This window comes from Roseibium sp. M-1 (assembly GCF_054515675.1).
Genome location: NZ_CM137257.1, coordinates 5,571,301 through 5,587,341 on the forward strand (window position 1 = coordinate 5,571,301; position 16,041 = coordinate 5,587,341).

The 16,041-nt window shown below is 57.9% G+C and carries 11 protein-coding genes; 7 read left to right on the forward strand and 4 right to left on the reverse strand.

The features are described from left to right. Position 1: 1 nt before the first annotated feature. The 5 genes from ACX3M4_RS25165 (at position 2) to ACX3M4_RS25185 (ending at position 7,969) form a co-directional block, all read left to right on the forward strand. The gene (locus ACX3M4_RS25165; RefSeq protein ID WP_459355717.1) at positions 2–1,189 is read left to right on the forward strand and encodes a polysaccharide pyruvyl transferase family protein; all 1,188 of its coding nucleotides are present in this window, start codon (positions 2–4) and stop codon (positions 1,187–1,189) included. Positions 1,190–1,421: 232 nt separating this feature from the next. Continuing rightward, positions 1,422–2,951: a DUF6212 domain-containing protein gene (locus tag ACX3M4_RS25170; RefSeq protein ID WP_459355718.1), complete on the forward strand. Its 1,530-nt coding sequence runs from the start codon at positions 1,422–1,424 to the stop codon at positions 2,949–2,951. A 6-nt stretch (positions 2,952–2,957) separates the two neighbouring features. After that, positions 2,958–5,762, forward strand: coding sequence for a glycosyltransferase (locus ACX3M4_RS25175; RefSeq protein WP_459355719.1), 2,805 nt, complete (start codon positions 2,958–2,960; stop codon positions 5,760–5,762). Positions 5,763–5,802: 40 nt separating this feature from the next. Further along, entirely contained in the window at positions 5,803–7,146 is a 1,344-nt protein-coding gene (locus ACX3M4_RS25180; RefSeq protein WP_459355720.1) for a polysaccharide pyruvyl transferase family protein, read from the forward strand. Positions 7,147–7,165: 19 nt separating this feature from the next. Continuing rightward, the gene (locus tag ACX3M4_RS25185) at positions 7,166–7,969 is read left to right on the forward strand and encodes a glycoside hydrolase family 16 protein (protein ID WP_459355721.1); all 804 of its coding nucleotides are present in this window, start codon (positions 7,166–7,168) and stop codon (positions 7,967–7,969) included. A gap of 267 nt (positions 7,970–8,236) precedes the next feature. Here the strand turns inward: ACX3M4_RS25185 and galE are convergent, their stop codons facing one another. Next, complete coding sequence (gene galE, locus ACX3M4_RS25190) at positions 8,237–9,265, reverse strand: UDP-glucose 4-epimerase GalE (protein ID WP_459355722.1); 1,029 nt, start codon at positions 9,263–9,265, stop codon at positions 8,237–8,239. A gap of 343 nt (positions 9,266–9,608) precedes the next feature. Then, positions 9,609–10,559 carry a hypothetical protein gene (locus ACX3M4_RS25195; RefSeq protein WP_459355723.1) on the reverse strand — a complete coding sequence of 317 codons (951 nt, stop codon included), beginning with the start codon at positions 10,557–10,559 and terminating at the stop codon, positions 9,609–9,611. Between the two features lie 405 nt (positions 10,560–10,964). Between ACX3M4_RS25195 and ACX3M4_RS25200 the strand changes: the two genes are divergently transcribed. Both ACX3M4_RS25200 and ACX3M4_RS25205 read left to right on the forward strand, forming a co-directional pair. After that, positions 10,965–11,867 (forward strand): lysylphosphatidylglycerol synthase transmembrane domain-containing protein, encoded by a 903-nt coding sequence (locus ACX3M4_RS25200; protein ID WP_459355724.1) that lies wholly within the window; start codon positions 10,965–10,967, stop codon positions 11,865–11,867. Next, positions 11,864–13,306 (forward strand): protoporphyrinogen/coproporphyrinogen oxidase, encoded by a 1,443-nt coding sequence (locus tag ACX3M4_RS25205; protein ID WP_459355725.1) that lies wholly within the window; start codon positions 11,864–11,866, stop codon positions 13,304–13,306. The genes ACX3M4_RS25200 and ACX3M4_RS25205 overlap by 4 nt, the downstream gene beginning before the upstream one ends. Positions 13,307–13,364: 58 nt before the next feature. Here ACX3M4_RS25205 and ACX3M4_RS25210 read toward each other — a convergent pair whose 3' ends face one another. After that, positions 13,365–14,255: a glycosyltransferase family 2 protein gene (locus ACX3M4_RS25210; protein ID WP_459355726.1), complete on the reverse strand. Its 891-nt coding sequence runs from the start codon at positions 14,253–14,255 to the stop codon at positions 13,365–13,367. 186 nt (positions 14,256–14,441) lie between these two features. Next, complete coding sequence (locus ACX3M4_RS25215; protein ID WP_459355727.1) at positions 14,442–15,812, reverse strand: glycosyltransferase family 4 protein; 1,371 nt, start codon at positions 15,810–15,812, stop codon at positions 14,442–14,444. Positions 15,813–16,041 lie beyond the last annotated feature (229 nt).

Here is a 16,041-nt window from a genome sequence, read left to right on the forward strand (position 1 = left end):
AATGTCACGCGTCCTGGTCATGATCCCGTCCGGAGAAGTCTACGATCACAACAATGTCCGCTGGTACGGTCACCGCGACATTCAGCGCAATCTCGATCACTACCACAATATCGGCGATGCCTTCGTCTTCGATTCCTCGCTGAAACTGCTGAAATTCGATCACCTGGAAACACTGACCATCCGCGAGTTCAATCCGGAGGAAATCGACCGCCTGCGGGAAGAGTTCGACTATGTGGTGCTGCGTGGATCGAACTACATTCACGACCAGATGAACTGGGAACAGGCGGAACGGGTGCTGCAGCGGCTCGGCCTGCCGGTACTGGCCTTCGGCATCGGTGCCCAGGCACCGGTGAACGGCAAATTGACCCTGTCGGAAAGCACGAAAAATGTTCTTCGGCTCATCGCGGACTCAACGGCTTCGATCGGCGTAAGGGGGGCTTACACGGCAGAAGTGCTTGCCGATCTCGGCATTACCAACACGCGGATCATCGGCTGCCCGACGGCCTTCCGCCGCAACGATCCGGCAATGCGGATCACCCTGCCGGAAATCGACAAGGTCAAGAAAGTCGGCGTCACCGTCCGGCGCGAAGTGTCGCCGGCCTATGCAAAGGACATCCGCCAGTACCTGACCTTTCACAGGGATCTCATCAAGTCGGTCGCGGCCCGCTTCGATGCCCTCCTGATCGCGCAGGGCGAGCTTGAGGAAAAGAAGCTTGTGCTCGGCACGCCGGAGCAGAAGGATCAGGCGATCTTATCCCTGCGCGAGAATGCCTGGGTCGGCGAATGGTATCTCGATCAGGAGATCGAGCGCCTTTACCGAAGCCGCCTGTTCTATTCGGACGTCGTCGCCGATTACGACGCCTGTGTCAGCGCCTGCGACCTGGTTCTCGGATATCGCCTGCACGGCAATCTGATGGCCTTGGCCAACGGCGTTCCGGCAATCTATTTCACCTATGACAGCCGCACGCGGGAATTCGCCGAGACCTTCAGGATCCCAAACTTCGACGTGTTCAGCGAGAAGGTCTTCCGTCTCAGCGACTACTGGGACCGGAGCCTGTTCGACGCCTTCAACCGCGCCTATGCCGACACCTACTATGTCATGAGCGATTTTCTGAGCGAGAACGGTGTGGGACATGTCATGCAGACGCGTGCAGTTCCGGAGAACCGCCGTAGTTCAATCTCAATCTGATCTTTAGGAAGAAATTATTTCGAAAATAGATGTAAAAAAGAAATTGTTTCTGAGAAATTCGAATCTATTTTGGGAGCTATATTAAATAAAACCAGATAAGTGCATAATAAAAATGATTTAATTCTATGCTGCGCCGCATTATCGTCACAAATAAACATGAATCATAAAGCTGTCTGTTTGGTTGGAAAGAAGCCTCGACAGAGGCGTTTCACAGTTTGATTGGGGGCTTTGCATGACAGTCGTGGCCACAAAAGACGCTTTTCCCGCTCACATCACAGCGCGCGCAATGCTGCTTCTGAAAGACCTGACGCTGATCGTTATCGGTGTCTCGCGGCAGGACATTCCCGCTCCGTTGCTGGACGCGGTGAAGACGGTCTGGTTCGAAGGTATCGAAGACGGTTATGCCTTCTTCTCCGACGAGAGCGCGGGGCGCTATCAGGTGTCGGAAGCACCGCTCCTGCCGCTGGCGGTGATCGTTGATCCGGCCGCAACGGACGCCAAGGACACGTTCCTGAAGTGGTTGCAGCAGCGTGGCATCGTTCAACTGCCCCCGGTCATCGGTTGGGGCCGGGGCGGCGAGGTCGAGGCAATCGCCTCCCTGGTCGGTCTCGTCGCCGAACATGTGAAGGCGACATCCATGCGCCTGGCCCTGTCCGGCAAGGAGCTGAAGACGCTTCGCAGTCTCAACGACGATCTTCAGAACCGCTTCGCCGCGATCGAGGCTTTCCTCAACCGGCATGGTTTGCAGCCGCTCGATCTCCTCTTCAGCAACGAGCCTGCGGAAAATCCGCTCAATCCGAATGTGCTGGCAAGTACTTCCAGGGATGGGATCAGCCAGATCCTGCCGGTGCCGAGTTCCGGCGTCTCCGGTGTCGCCATCCATATCGGCCAGGCGGTGCAGCGGCCGGATATCAAGTTGCGGGCGCAGCTCATGACACTCGAGGATCTGCGCATCGTCGACACCTGGCATCTGTCCAGCGGCGATCTTGCCACCGGCTGGAACATATTCGGCCTGTCCCGGTCGACTGCAGGACTGCGCAGGACGCTGGAATTCCGCCTGCAGGCGGAAGAGACGGAAGACGAGGTTCCTCTTCTCTCCGTCGGCGGGCTGCAACCTGTCGAGATGTTCCAGGTGCGCGATGCCGCAACCGGGCTGCCGGTGTTGAAGAACAGCCTGGCGCTCCAGGTCTGGGGCGGCATACCCGGCGTTTCGATGCCGCAGCACGCCAATTACCTCCCGGCCCAGTCTCAGCAGGTGAGCCTCGATGAAGGCTTCCGCGATATGCCGATTGCTCCGGGTATCCTGGAACATGCGAGCCTCGCCAATTCCGATGAAGTGTCCTTCGACTTTGAAGCGATCATGCCTCTGCCGACGGAGCGGGCGATCGGCTGCCATCCGCCCGCAGACGGCATGACCATCGGCCAGCTTCCCGCGGCCTGCCCGCCGCAGATCGTGCGCATGTCCGCCAAGGCCTTCATCGACAACAGCCGGGCGTCCGATATCGATTTCGCCATCGTCGTCGCCAAGGACCTTGCGTCCGCCAAGGCCCTGTTCAAGGGAGAGCGCGAGCAGGCAGTCGGCGAAGCCTTTTCCGGCTGGCAGAAGGTGACCTATGGTGAGACCGCTCATCTCAGCGCCTTTGCCGGCGAGCAGGTCGGGGTCTGGCAGAATGTCTATTTCGCCACGCGCATGAGCGAGCCGGGCGGCAATGATTTTGCCTGGGCAAAGTTCGCCAACTTCCGTGCCGTGGTCAGCGGGTAGGCCGGCATGCTCCAGCACACAGGCTCAAGACCGGGCCTGCCGAATGTGCGCTACGCACAGTTCGGCGGTTCCGGCATGCCCTCCGCCACGGTCGCCATCGTCATTCCCGTCTACAAGCATTCCGTCCTGTTGACGGAAGCGATCGATGCGGCGCTGGCACAGGAAGCGCCGTTCAATATCGCGGTCGTCATTGTCGACGACGGTTGCCCGTTTCCGGAAACCGGACAGGTCGGCCGGGCTTATGCGCTCGCCTATGACAATGTCTATTACCTCAGGAAAACCAATGGCGGGCTTTCCTCGGCGCGCAACTACGGCATCGATTTCGCGATGCGCGCCTTTGCAGATCTGGAGGCGATCTATTTCCTCGACGCCGACAACCGCATCACACTGTCTGCGATGCGGGTCCTCATGGAGTTCATGCGGACGAGTGAAGGCGTCGACTGGGTCTATCCGAATATCGACAAGTTCGGGATCGAATGGAACGGCAATTACACGGCGCAGTATTCGCGCCTGCTACATGTGACCTTCGACAATATCTGCGAGGCCGGCAGCCTGGTTTCCAGATCCCTCCTCGATGCCGGCGTGCGTTTCGATGAAAGCATGAAGTCCGGCTTCGAGGACTGGGATTTCTGGCTGCAGGCCATCTCGTACGGCTTCAAGGGGGCGAACTATCCCTTTTTCGGCTTCGAGTACCGCCAGCGCGCCGAAAGCATGCTGCGGGATTCCAACCGCACACGCGATGCCATCCTCGCCTACATCAAGGACAAGCACAAAAAGCTTTTCTCGACCGAGACACTTCTCGGCTGGGAGCATGAGGAGGCGCCGCGCTTCGTTGCCTTCGGTGCGGATACCTATCTGGTGGATCTCTTCACCGACCCGGCCGTGGCACACCAGAAGCGCAGCATCGAGGACTTCGTAAAGACCTTCTGGGCGGCGCAGGCCGAACCGGAAACGCTCGGCGTGCCGCCCTTCTGGCTGTGGATGTCGCCCGCGCACCGGGAAGCGCTCAAAAGTTGCGGCCTGCTGCACAACATCCTGTGGCTGGGCGAGCGGCTGGCTGCGTCCAATCACTTCGTCGCGCTGCGCTTTGAAAGCGACAAGGACCGGCTGGCAATTGAGGTGAACAAGCTCGGCGAAGGCACGGCACTCGCCAAGAAGCCGCTCGGCTGGATGTGTTCGCTCGCCATCATGAAGCAATGCGTCGAGGACAAGTCCGACGACTGGATCCGGACCCTGCGGGGTGCCAATCCGGCTCCGAAGATCGCCGAGGTCGTCATACGGGGCCCGTTCTCGGCCGAGGACATCCAGGGCACGGCCCTGTCCGCCACTAACAGCCTGCTGGCAACGCTGGGAGCGCTGAGGGAATCCGGCTACCGGCACGAACCCGGAAAGCGCTGGATATGGCGGTCGGCCTATTTCCCGGAACGCAGCAAGTATTTCGAACTCTTGCGCCATAGCGCCGGCGCGTCGCCGGTCATGCCGCGGCTCGCCCGGCCGGGGTCACCCCTTCGCGTGGGCTTGCTGCTTCCCATCGCCACGTTTGGCGGTGTCGAGAAGGTCGCCTATGCCACCGCGCGGGTCCTGAAGAATGCAGGCTGCGAGGTGCATCTCTATATCTTCGGCAAGCCGGTCTATAACCGCGTTGCCGACAATGACGGCATTTTCGACAGCATCAACTTCCTTGCCGACGACTATCCCTTGTGGGGCGGGCCGAACATGTTCTCCGGCCACGAGCTGCTGATGGGGCATGATGAGAATGCGCGGGCAGAGGAAGTGCTTGGCTTCCTCTCCGGGCTTGATGTGGTCGTCAACAACCAGCTCGCGCCGGCCAATGCCATCTTCGGCGAACTCCGCCGGCGTGGCGTCAAGGTCGTCAACTACGTGCATGTGCTCGACAGTTCCGAAATGGGCCGGCCCGCAGGCCATCCCTATCTGACCCTTGCCTACGAGCACATTTATGACAGCGTCCTGACCTGCTCGCGGGATATGGCCGAGTGGCTGCACGGCATGGGCGTTCCCATCGCCAAGCTGCTGCACATTCCGAACGCGGCCGGATATCCGATGCCTGCGGACGAAGTCAAACGCCTTGCCGGTGTCCGGCAACAGGAGCGCGACGGACGCCTGCGGGCAGTGTTTCTCGGCCGGCTCGACCGGCAGAAGGGCATCGAGCGGATTTATGCCGCCGCCCGCGCGCTGAAGCGGCGGGGTGTCGACATCGATTGGCGCATTGTCGGTTCCGACGTCATGGACGCCGGGGCGGGCGGATCGTGGAAGGACCGCTTCGCCGAGATCGGCATCCAGGTCGATCCGCCGATCTACGACAACCGCCGCCTCAGCCGATTGCTTGCCTGGGCGGATGCCTTCGTGCTGCCGTCCAGATGGGAAGGGGCGCCCTTGACCATCATCGAGGCACAGCGGCTCGGCTGCGTGCCGGTCGCGACCGACGTCGGCGCAGTGAACGAACTCATCGACAACCGTGTCGACGGTCTGCTCCTGCGCGCCACCGACGACGGCGTCGTCACGCATGATCTGATTGCCGCGCTGGAGGCACTGGCGACCTCCGACAAACTGCTGCGCAAACTCTCCGCGAATGCGGCGGCGCGCAGCGGCGAACGCAGCTGGGAAAAGAACCTGCAGCCCTTCCTGCGGCAATTGCACAGCTGGTTTCCCGAACGGCTGCAAACCGTCCGGCGGACCAAGTCGCCGACGCCCAAGCAGGTCTCAAGCACAAAGGACACGGCAGCACAGGGCGGCAGCCGGGAAGCCCCGCCACTCTGGCAGCCGCCGCAACGTCACACATCGGTTCGCTAATCGAAGGGCCCGAGCCCTCACTTTGAAAGGTGCAGTTCACATGAAGAAGCTCTTCGTTCTCAATGGCGGCGCCGCCGTCAAGCCGGGCAACAAGTCGGCTTTCCTGAGGATCGACGATCCCCTGTCGACTTTTGCCCGCGGCGGCATCAACACGGGCGACGTGCTGGTCTATGACGCCATGCTGAAGGCGCTCTCCTACGACCAGATCACCAACGTGCAGTTTGCTCATGCGGCGGATGAAAAGCTGTGGCCCACAGGTGACTATGACGCGACGGTGATCCGCGGCTCCAACTATCTCACCGAGACCGTCGATATCGGCAATGTCATTCCGCTTCTGAAGAAGCTGAAGGGCCCGATCGTGCCGGTGGGCGTCGGCGCGCAGGCGGGCAAATACAAGAAGCTGCAATTGCCCAAGGGCAGTGTCGAGGCGTGGAAGATCATCGCGGACAAGTGCGAGACCATCGGCGTGCGCGGTGTCTACAGCGCCGAGGTCTTCAACGACATCGGCATCAAGAACATCCGCATCATCGGCTGCCCGAGCTTCTACCGGAATCTCCGGCCGTCGATCGAGATCAAGCCGCTGGATCCGGCCAATGCCCGCGTCGGCCTGACACTCAACAAATACCTGTCCGCCGACTACGCCTCCAATGCGACCAAGACCAACCGTATGCAGCGTGCGCTCATCCAGGCCGTCGCCAAGCGGTCTGCAAACCGGCTCTATTCGCAAGGCGAGCGCGAGGAGACACTGGCGATCTTTGAAAAGGGCGAGGCCAAGCAGAAGCACATTCACTCGATCCTCAACAAGTATCATCTGGACGGCGACAAGGATGTCGAGGCTCTGATGAGCGAGCGCATGCAGGCCTTCTTCGATGTCGACGAATGGGCGGCGGATGCGAAGGAGAACGTAGACGTTCTGGTCGGCTTTCGGCTCCACGGCAACGTCATCGGCCTGCACCAGGGCATCCCGGCGGTGTTTTTCACCTACGACTCGCGCATCCGCGAACTCTCGACCCTGTTCGCGATCCCCTCGGTCGAGATCGAGGACTACATGCCGATCAATCTGGAGAAGATCTTCGAAACAGCGGATTTCTCCAAGGTGCAGCATGTCTACCGGCTAAACTATGCCGAATATCACCGCTTCCTGACGGAGAACGGCCTCAACCATGTGCTGGCAAAGCCGGTCGCCGCGCCGCCGGAGCAGCCGCTGGTCAAGCCGAACCTCGTGAAGATCGACCAATCCGTCGACGAGGTCTCCGGCTGGTTCCGCGACGAAGTCGACTTCATGACCAGCGAGATCGAGACCCTGCGCAGCCGCGCCTGGAACCTGGAGCTCAAGCTGCGCGAACAGACGGCGCCGGATGCCAAGGCAAAGCTGGCGAGCTGACGGCCGTCTGAAGATGGCAATGAAAACGGACCTGCTGAGCCGCCGGCGGTTTCTGACCGCCTCGGCGGCCGGCGCAGTCGCGGGGGCTGCGCTTCTGGCTGCCCCCCGCCGCCTGCATGCGCTTTCCTCCCTCGACCTGCCTGCGCCCTTGCAACAGACAAAGGGGGACTGGCGGTTGACCTTCCTCGACGAATTCGTCGATGCCGAGAGGTCCCGGCTGGTCTGGGAGCGGATGCGGATCGGCGGCGACGGCCATCCGACCATGCGCTATCCGAAGAATGTCGTCCTGAAGAACGGCGAACTGGACTTACGCCTCGGCCACCAGGGCGATCCGGAGCGGCCGTTTACCGGGGGCTATGTGCGGACCCGCAGCTTCCGCCAGACCTACGGCTATTTCGAATGTGAGATGCGCATCGCGCGCGAGGCCGGCGTTAACAACGCCTTCTGGATGACCTCTGACCGCAGAACCGAGGGCGACACTCATTTCGAGCTGGATGTCGCGGAAGTGAAATATCCCAACATCGTCCAGGTCTCCGCCCGGCGCTGGAGCCCCGAAAAGGACGTGCTCGCCGCGAGTTACCGCTCGCACCAGCGCCTCGACGACACCTTTCATCGCTACGCCATGCTGTGGACCGCCCGGCGCTTCCGCTTCTATGTCGACGATCTGGAAGTCTTCGATGCACCGAATGCGTTCGCCCACACACCGGCGCTTCTGCTCCTGAGCAACGCCGTTGCGCCCTTTGCGGGCAAGAACGACGGCGATGTCGCCGGCGCGGCCACCACAATCCGGTCCGTGCGGGTGTTTCAGAACGAGCTGGCGTAGGTCAACGCGTAAAGGCAGTCGGTTTTTCCGCTGACACCCTCTCCGCCGTCGCCTGGCCAAGCGCAGCGCAAGCCGGGACCTGGGGATCTATCGAAACCGATCGGCGTGGTCTGCCACGAACACCGAATTGCCTCACCCCCTGGGTAAGGTCGGTGCGGCCGCGCCGGGTGAGGGGCAGACGTGTCCGTAATCTCGAGAGGTTTGCTCCCTCTCCCAACCCTCTCCCAAGGGCAGAGGGCCTTACACCTAACCTCAGCGGACGGCCTTTCAGGCAGCGGTCTCATAGCCGCGGGGGTTCTTGCAGACCCAGTTCCAGGTGTCCCGGCACATGTCGTCGAGGCCGCGCTCGGCTTTCCAGTTCAGCAGCTTTTCGGCGAGTTGGGTATTGGCATAACACTGCGCCACGTCGCCGTCGCGGCGCGGTGCGATGGCGTAGCGGATCTGCCGGTTGGAGGCCCGCTCGAAGGCCTTGACCATCTCCAGGACGCTGTAGCCGTTGCCGGTGCCGAGATTGACTGTGAAACAGTTCGACGGTGCGGACCCGGACGTCAGAACCTCATGCGCACGCAGATGCCCCTCGACAAGGTCGATGACGTGGATGTAATCGCGGACGCCCGTGCCGTCCGGGGTGTCATAGTCATTGCCGAAGACGGAAAGCTGTTCCCGGCGGCCATCGGCGACCTGGGTGATGAAGGGCATGAGATTGTTCGGGATCCCTTGTGGATCCTCGCCGACCAGGCCGCTGACATGGGCGCCGACCGGGTTGAAATAGCGCAGGATGCCGAAACGCCAGCCGGGCTCGCTGGCGGCGACATCGCGCAGCATTTCCTCGATCATCAGCTTGGTACGGCCATAAGGGTTGACGGCTCCTGTCGGATGATCCTCGGTCAGCGGCAGGAATTTGGGGTCGCCGTAGACAGTGGCGGAGGACGAGAAAATCAGCTGCTTGACGCTGCAATTGGCCATGGCCGACAGCAGGCGGTGGGTGCCGACGACATTGTTGTCGTAATAGGCGAGGGGCAGTCTGGTCGATTCCCCGACGGCTTTCAGGCCGGCGAAATGCACGACCGCTGAGCACTTGTAGGTCCTGAAGATGTCCTCCATCCTGCTTTGGTCGCGGATATCGGCAGTCTCGAATGCGACCTTTCCGCCGGTGAGGGCCGCCACCCGCTCCAGGCTGACTTCACTGGCATTGGACAGGTTGTCGACGACGACGATGTCGTGCCCGGCTTCGCGAAACGCGACGCAACAATGCGAACCGATATACCCGGCGCCCCCCGTAATGAGTACTGTCATTGAGACCTCTTCCAGCTTTCAAAACAAATCTCTCGTATTTTAATTCGAAAGTCGAACTAAAATACTTATTCATATGATGGGTATATTTGATTTATATTGTATGTCTAAAGTGTGTCGTTGCAGATAATGAAGTTTACGTTGTTGTATTTTGTTGGTCGATCTTGCGGCACTGGAGTGGGGCGACTGGTTCAATCACGGCGACTTCTTGAACCGGCAGGAAGCATCTTTCCGGCTGAAGCGGAAGAACAATACGTTGCGACACCGGACCACCCGGCTGTGGCCGCATAACTTGAACCGAACAGTCTCCGGCAAACCCGGTTCGGTTTAGAGAACGTTTCTGACTTTACATGCGGGTCGCTGAAGCTGTGAGGAAAACGGCTGGAGCCAGGGTCAAAAAGCACAGATATCCGAGCGCATGTTCAAGGAAATGCGGGAAGATCAAGATCCTCATGTCGTCGGATTGGCCCAACTCACCGGCACCCATGAGCCAGGCACCTGCAACAACATAGAGACCGAGGGCAACAGCCAGTCCGACGAGCGCCACGCCGCCCCACACTGCCGGGCTGCGCGGTGGGTAAATTCCTTGAGGATTGGCCAGAACGGCACAGGCGAATATCCCCAGCGGAACACTTGTAAGCGCATGCGTGGCGAGCTCTCGTGCCTGATGTCCCAGGAAGACCGGATCGGTGAAAGCTGCCACGATCAGGTGCGGTTGCAAGAGCCCGAACAATATCGAGATCACTGCGTATACGGCTGTCACACCAATTATCCAGGTGCGGCCCCGCGAGCGCGCTTGTATTTCGCGGCCGGAAAACGCCAAACCCACGCCGACGACGGAAAGCAAAAGGGCTGACCGCGACAGGAAATGATAATACCAGTGTGCACCGATCACCGGCTCGGCGCCGGGTCTGGTGCCCGATTGATCGAACGCCTGCACGATGCCGTCGTTGCCTGCAGTGATCCATGTGCCCACCATGATCAAGGCACAGGTCGCAGCCGCTGCGACCCACAAGAATTGCGGTTTGGATCCGTCCCGGCAAGGAAACACAGTCGCAGCCGAAGCTCCGATGGCGATGGCAAGTATCACGTCGATCGGGAGTTCCCGCGCAGCGTGATCGAAATAGAAGAGTGTCTGGAAGAGCGTTAACTCGCCCGCTTCGTGGATCGGAACTCGAAACAGCGAGCCTCCATGCATGTCCGCGAGCACAACCAGCGAGACGAGAAAAATGACCGCTGGTATACCGATGCAGACAAGCTGCAATACTCGTAACTGAGAGAAAAACTTGCCACCCATGGTGACCTTGTGGCTCGATTGATGTTGGCGATCAACCGAATTCTAGATCAGCGGACGCACAACCGGAATCGGTTGCGCGTCCAAAGGCTGATCGACCTTAAAGTGGTAAGCATCTTATGTGCGTTCTCCCGAACGCATGATGCTCCAGACACTGGACTTGACTTGCATTCACGGGCTTAATTGCGGCGCATCTTGCTCGGAAGAACACTGGCCTGACGTGGATGGGAACCGGTGTTTTCCCATTGAGGCCAATATTCAACGTTGCTATCTTGCCTTTCAATTGCAGCAAGTGTCTTTTCGCTTGAATTGGCATCCTGTCGATCCCTCCATCGATCCCGTGCGCTTCGTTCCACCCAAAGAGTGTTTAAGTTGAAGAGTTGGTTGCTTAGAGCCCTTGGATCGGTATTGGCACTCGTCTTCTTGTTCTGGTTGCTGCCGATAGACGCTGTCTTCAAAGGGGTCGTCTCAGTCCCGCTTCTTACGTTCTGCCTGGTTGTTGTTGTTTATTCGGTCTGTCACATCGCAGCGGCTGCAAAACTCTGGTTCCTGCTTGATCGAAGCTGCAGCTACGCAATTGTCCTGAAAGCACATTGGGCCGGCCTTGCTGCAAATCTCGGTCTTCCCGGCGCTGTCGGCGGCGATGCCGTTCGGGCAGGTGTGCTGATCTCTTCTGGCGCGGATCCTGCAAAAACTGCAGGTGCCGCTCTGACAGACCGGCTGATCGATATGGTCGGTCTTGCCGTTTTGGCAACCACCGGGGCAGCCGCGATCGCTAGTCCTGGAAAATTGCAGGCACCATTGCTTCTTCTTTGTGTTTTTTCAGCACTCTTGGTCGCAAGCTTTGCCGCCTTGCCCGGGGTCTTGCGTTTCGTGACAAGGTGGGCGCCTGGCGTTGCTGCAAAGGAATTCCTGCGGCAATCAGCAACCGTGTTCGATGGTCTTCGGCGACGGCCCGCGAGGCTCGCAGGGGTTCTGGCCGTATCGATGCTGATACAGTTGACCTTCATTCTGCTCACCGTTTCATTGGCACGGGCGATCGGTGTCAATGCCGAGCTTGGCGCATGGATATTCGCCTGGCCGTTGGCCAAGGTCATCGCTGTTCTTCCGATATCGCTCGGCGGATTGGGAGTAAGAGAGGCGACATTGTCGGCCATTCTCGCGACAGTCGGTGCCGACGCAGCCGGTGTCGTCGCAGCCGGTTTGATCTGGCACCTGGTGCTGATCGCGGGCGCTCTTTTGGGTGTCGGCCTTTGGGTCGGCTCGAAGGGGGTAAGCCACCTGCGGTCGGATGCGATAAAAGGTCATTGAGATTGCAGTCAGGCGACGGAAAAGAAGAAATCGTCATTCTGGGGGCTGGGCCGGCAGGAATAGCTGCAGCCTATGCCATTGCCGCCTCCGGCAAGGCCGGCGTGCGCGTCGTTGAACGGGCCGGCCGGGTTGGCGGAAATGCCGGTTCGTTCCTCGAAGAGGGCATCTGGTGCGACTTCGGTTCCCACCGTCTGCATCCGTCGACAGAGCCGGAGATCCTGGACAAACTGAAAGACCTGCTCGGTGAGGATCTGCTTTTGCGTCCGCGCCACGGGCGCATTCAACTCGCCGGCCGCTGGGTCCATTTTCCGTTGAAGCTCGGCGATGCGTTGACGTCGCTGCCGTTGCCCTTTGCGCTGTCGCTGATAACCGACATTTTCCTGAAGCCCTTCAGGCGGTCCAGCGCATCGGCAGCGACGTTTTCAAGCACCCTGCTGAAAGGGCTGGGGCCGACGATCTGCAGGTATTTCTATTTTCCCTATGTCGAGAAGCTCTGGGGCCTGAAGCCGGAAGCGCTTGCGGTGAAACTGGCGGAGCGCCGCGTCTCGGGAAGTTCCGTGGGCAAGATCCTGACAAAGATGCTTCGCATGTTGCCCGGCCTCAGAGGGAAGACAACCGGACGCTTTTTCTATCCGCGGCAAGGCTTTGGCCAGATCTCCGAGGTGGTCGCAGAGGCCGCGCTCTCGACCGGCGCAAAGCTGTCGCTGGACACCGACATCTTGCGGATTGACCGGGTCGGTTCGGCGGTGGCTGCTGTCGTTGTGGAAAGCGGCGATGGGACGCAGCAGTCGTATGCGGCCACAAAGGTCCTGTCGTCCATTCCGGTCACGGCGCTGGTGCAGCTCATTCAGCCCGAGCCCCCGAAAGACGTTCTTGAAGCGGCCAGGGCCATTCGTTTTCGAGGCATGATCCTGGTTTATCTGTTCCTGGAGACAGACCAGTTCAGCGAATATGACGCGCACTATTTTCCCGAGCTCTCTATCCCGATTTCCCGAATGTCCGAGCCCAAGAACTACAGCGCTTCCAGCGAACCAGAGGGGCTGACGGTGCTTTGCGCGGAATTGCCGTCCGACCCCGGCGATCACTGGTGGAGCCTATCGGATCAAGCACTTGGAGAAGAACTTGCCGGTTGGCTCGCCGGTGTCGGACTGCCGGTCAAAGCCTCCGTGAGAAAAACGATCACCCGTCGCCTTCGCCACGCCTACCCCGTTTACGATCTTGGTTACGAGGAGAATTTCAAGCGCGTCGACGCATGGCTGGATACCATCGACGGGCTGGTCTGCTTCGGACGGCAGGGACTGTTTGCCCACGACAACACCCACCATGCGTTTGCGATGGCCTATGCACTGGCAGATTGCCTTGACCACCATGGCGGGTTCGATAGCGTCAAATGGAGAGAATACCGGAAGATGTTTGAGCGTCACACGGTCGAGGATTGAAGACCGGGGCAGGGTGGGCCGATCTGCTCCGGTCTCCAGGGTTTCAAATGACGCGCAGCTAAACTTGTGTTCTTCGAACGATCATGTCGGCCATCAGGGAGACCATCCCCGCATTCAGGGTGAACATGATCAATAGCACCGTCAAATCCGTGATATCTCGCAGCACCAGGATGTCATAGCCAAGACTGAACAGGGTAACTGTCGCGAAAAACAGGATTATCGGAAAAAAGGCACGGAGCGGTGCAAAGTACAATGCTGTTCTCAGTATCAGGAAAACAAAGTTCATGGTGTCCCTGATCGGTCTGATTTTCGATTTGCCGACACGTTGCTTGTAACTGACCGGCACGAACAACACGTCCCGATAGGTCGTGAGCATGGCCAGCGTAATCGTAATGGTGAAGCTGAAACCATCCGGGAGTATTCCGATATTCTTCTCGGCTATTTGCCGATTGAAAACGCGAAGGCCGGAGTTGATATCCGGAACATCGCATCGACTGAGCCATGAAATCCAGGCTCTTAAAAACAGCTTCGGCAAAGACCTTATTTTCGAATAGGTGACGTCGTCGCCGGTGCGTGCCCCCACAACCATGTCATAGTTTCGGCACTTGGCGATCAGTTCAGGCAGGCAGTGGTTTGGATAGGTGCCATCGGCGTCGGTGATCGCCACCAGTGCTCCCCGGGCATGGCGCAGTCCGGTCTTCAGAGCAGCGCCATAGCCCCGGTTCTTGGAGTGGCTGAACAGCACCAGGCCGGTTTCGTCTGACAGCCTCGCCAGAACGTCAGCAGTGCCGTCGGTGGAGCCATCATCGATAACGATTATCTCGTATTGCAGCCCATCGGCGCAAACTGCGATGATTTCTCGAACTGTTTGCTCAATTGCAGCAACTTCGTTGAAACACGGGATGATGATGCTGCATTCAATCGCCGCCGAAGTTTCTTGGGAATTCATGAAATCCTCGTGATGAGCATAGAACACTCCCTGTTTTGAGAGCGGGTGTTCTGCATCTTCTGGGCATGCCCAATTCCGCAAACAGAGTAGTTCTCATGCTCTTAAGCACAGCTGCCGAAGAATTCCAAGCTGCCGGGGCCTGCGGTGTGACCGTCGCCGATTTGCCTGACAGGGCTCCAGAAGGGACTAAACCTGTTTTTTGGTCGTGACGATCTCCAGAAGTTGTTCAGCCGTTTTCTGCCAAGTATAATTCTGGGCAAATTCCTTTCTCTTTTCAGATATGAGCATTTCCTTTTTCGAAACATGATTTTCTTCGTAAAAACACTTGGTTAGCTCCTCCTTGAGAGCAGCTTGATCGTATGGATCAAAATAGAATGCACAGTCGCGGCCAGCTTCAGGGATTGAAGACCGGTTTGATGCGAGTGTGTATTTCCCGAACGCGATCGCTTCTTCAACCGGTAGTCCCCAGCCTTCAATGTAGCTGGGAAACAGAACCACTTTTGCCTTTCGGTAGAGCAGTGCGAGGTTTTGATCACTCAGGTCGTGTAGGACCCTGATTTTCCCGTCGAGATAGTTGCATTTCAAAAGTTCGCCAAAGAACCAATCCGTTTTCCATCCACGGCGCCCGACAAATACAAGTGAAGGCGTCTTGTCCCTGTAAATCCGAAAGAGGGTTTTCCAGACATCCAGCAACAAGCCGGGATTTTTTCGAGGTTCAACAGTGCCGACGCAAAGTGCAAACTCGATGTCTGCCAAATTCAACGCCGTCAGGGCGTCAACTTCCAGGTCCGGATCGATGCTCAACACTTTGCTTACAAAACCGAATTCCAATACGTCGATCGGCGGAGTAGGGATGCCCTGCATCTTGGTATAATTTTCGATTTCGCTCTTTGTGTAATGGCTTATCGAAATAAGATTATCTACATGAGGAAGAAATAAATCGAGTTGGCTCTTGAATGAATCTGCAAGTCCATCGTCGCAGAAGTAACGGTGAGAAACAGGAATTATGTCGTAAATGAATACGTGTAGTACAATATTCTTTTCTTTCCTCAGTTTTTCGTAGACTGTTGCAGTATCACCGAGAAGCCAGAAGGCGCCCGCTATCACGCAGATTTCTCCTCCTTCGAAGTTGAAGATGCCGACAATTTGGAGTTCATCTTCTTTCTCATAAGTATCGGAAAATACAAGGTGGTAGAGGAGCGGAAACAAACTGATCATCTTGTTGAACAGCCATGGAAAAACCATCAGGGGATGGGCTTTTAGTTTTCTAAGAAATTCCGAGTTTTTTTCATCCGTGGAAGGCTCGATCAGCAAGTTTCGAATCTGGTGAATGGATTGAAGCTTGCTGTCGGGATGCGCCAGCATGAAAATTATGTTCTTGTCGATGTAGTAAAAATGTTGCCTGTCGGCGACCCTGAATACAAATTCTATGTTCTCTACATCAAAATATTCTTTCTGAGAGAAAATCTGCTCTACGACTCTTTGTATTCCGGTCACATTTACATGGTGCTTATACCAGTCGATGAGGTCGCTTATATCTATGATGATTTTCGACATTAACGATATATCCGGGTTTGCATGAGCCGTTTGTCGTCTTCGTTCAATACCAGTCAGCTGCGTTCGTAGATCAATTGACGGTCGCTGTGGATGCGAAATAGGTTATTCACTCGTATTGAGGTTCCGCGACCGATGTGTAAGCAAAAACAATCAGTTTTGGAAACCGTGCAATGAACAACCCGCGGCAGGATGCCCTCGGGCCTTTGGGCAGTCGAGAACAATTCGCTGA

Excerpts from the sequence above, each read along its gene's own strand:
- ACX3M4_RS25170 (WP_459355718.1), top strand. The coding sequence starts at position 1,422 with ATGACAGTCGTGGCCACAAAAGACGCTTTTCCCGCTCACATCACAGCG.
- ACX3M4_RS25165 (WP_459355717.1), top strand. The coding sequence starts at position 2 with ATGTCACGCGTCCTGGTCATGATCCCGTCCGGAGAAGTCTACGATCAC.
- ACX3M4_RS25180 (WP_459355720.1), top strand. The coding sequence starts at position 5,803 with ATGAAGAAGCTCTTCGTTCTCAATGGCGGCGCCGCCGTCAAGCCGGGC.
- ACX3M4_RS25185 (WP_459355721.1), top strand. The coding sequence starts at position 7,166 with ATGAAAACGGACCTGCTGAGCCGCCGGCGGTTTCTGACCGCCTCGGCG.
- ACX3M4_RS25195 (WP_459355723.1), bottom strand. The coding sequence starts at position 10,559 with ATGGGTGGCAAGTTTTTCTCTCAGTTACGAGTATTGCAGCTTGTCTGC.
- ACX3M4_RS25210 (WP_459355726.1), bottom strand. The coding sequence starts at position 14,255 with ATGAATTCCCAAGAAACTTCGGCGGCGATTGAATGCAGCATCATCATC.
- galE (WP_459355722.1), bottom strand. The coding sequence starts at position 9,265 with ATGACAGTACTCATTACGGGGGGCGCCGGGTATATCGGTTCGCATTGT.
- ACX3M4_RS25175 (WP_459355719.1), top strand. The coding sequence starts at position 2,958 with ATGCTCCAGCACACAGGCTCAAGACCGGGCCTGCCGAATGTGCGCTAC.
- ACX3M4_RS25215 (WP_459355727.1), bottom strand. The coding sequence starts at position 15,812 with ATGTCGAAAATCATCATAGATATAAGCGACCTCATCGACTGGTATAAG.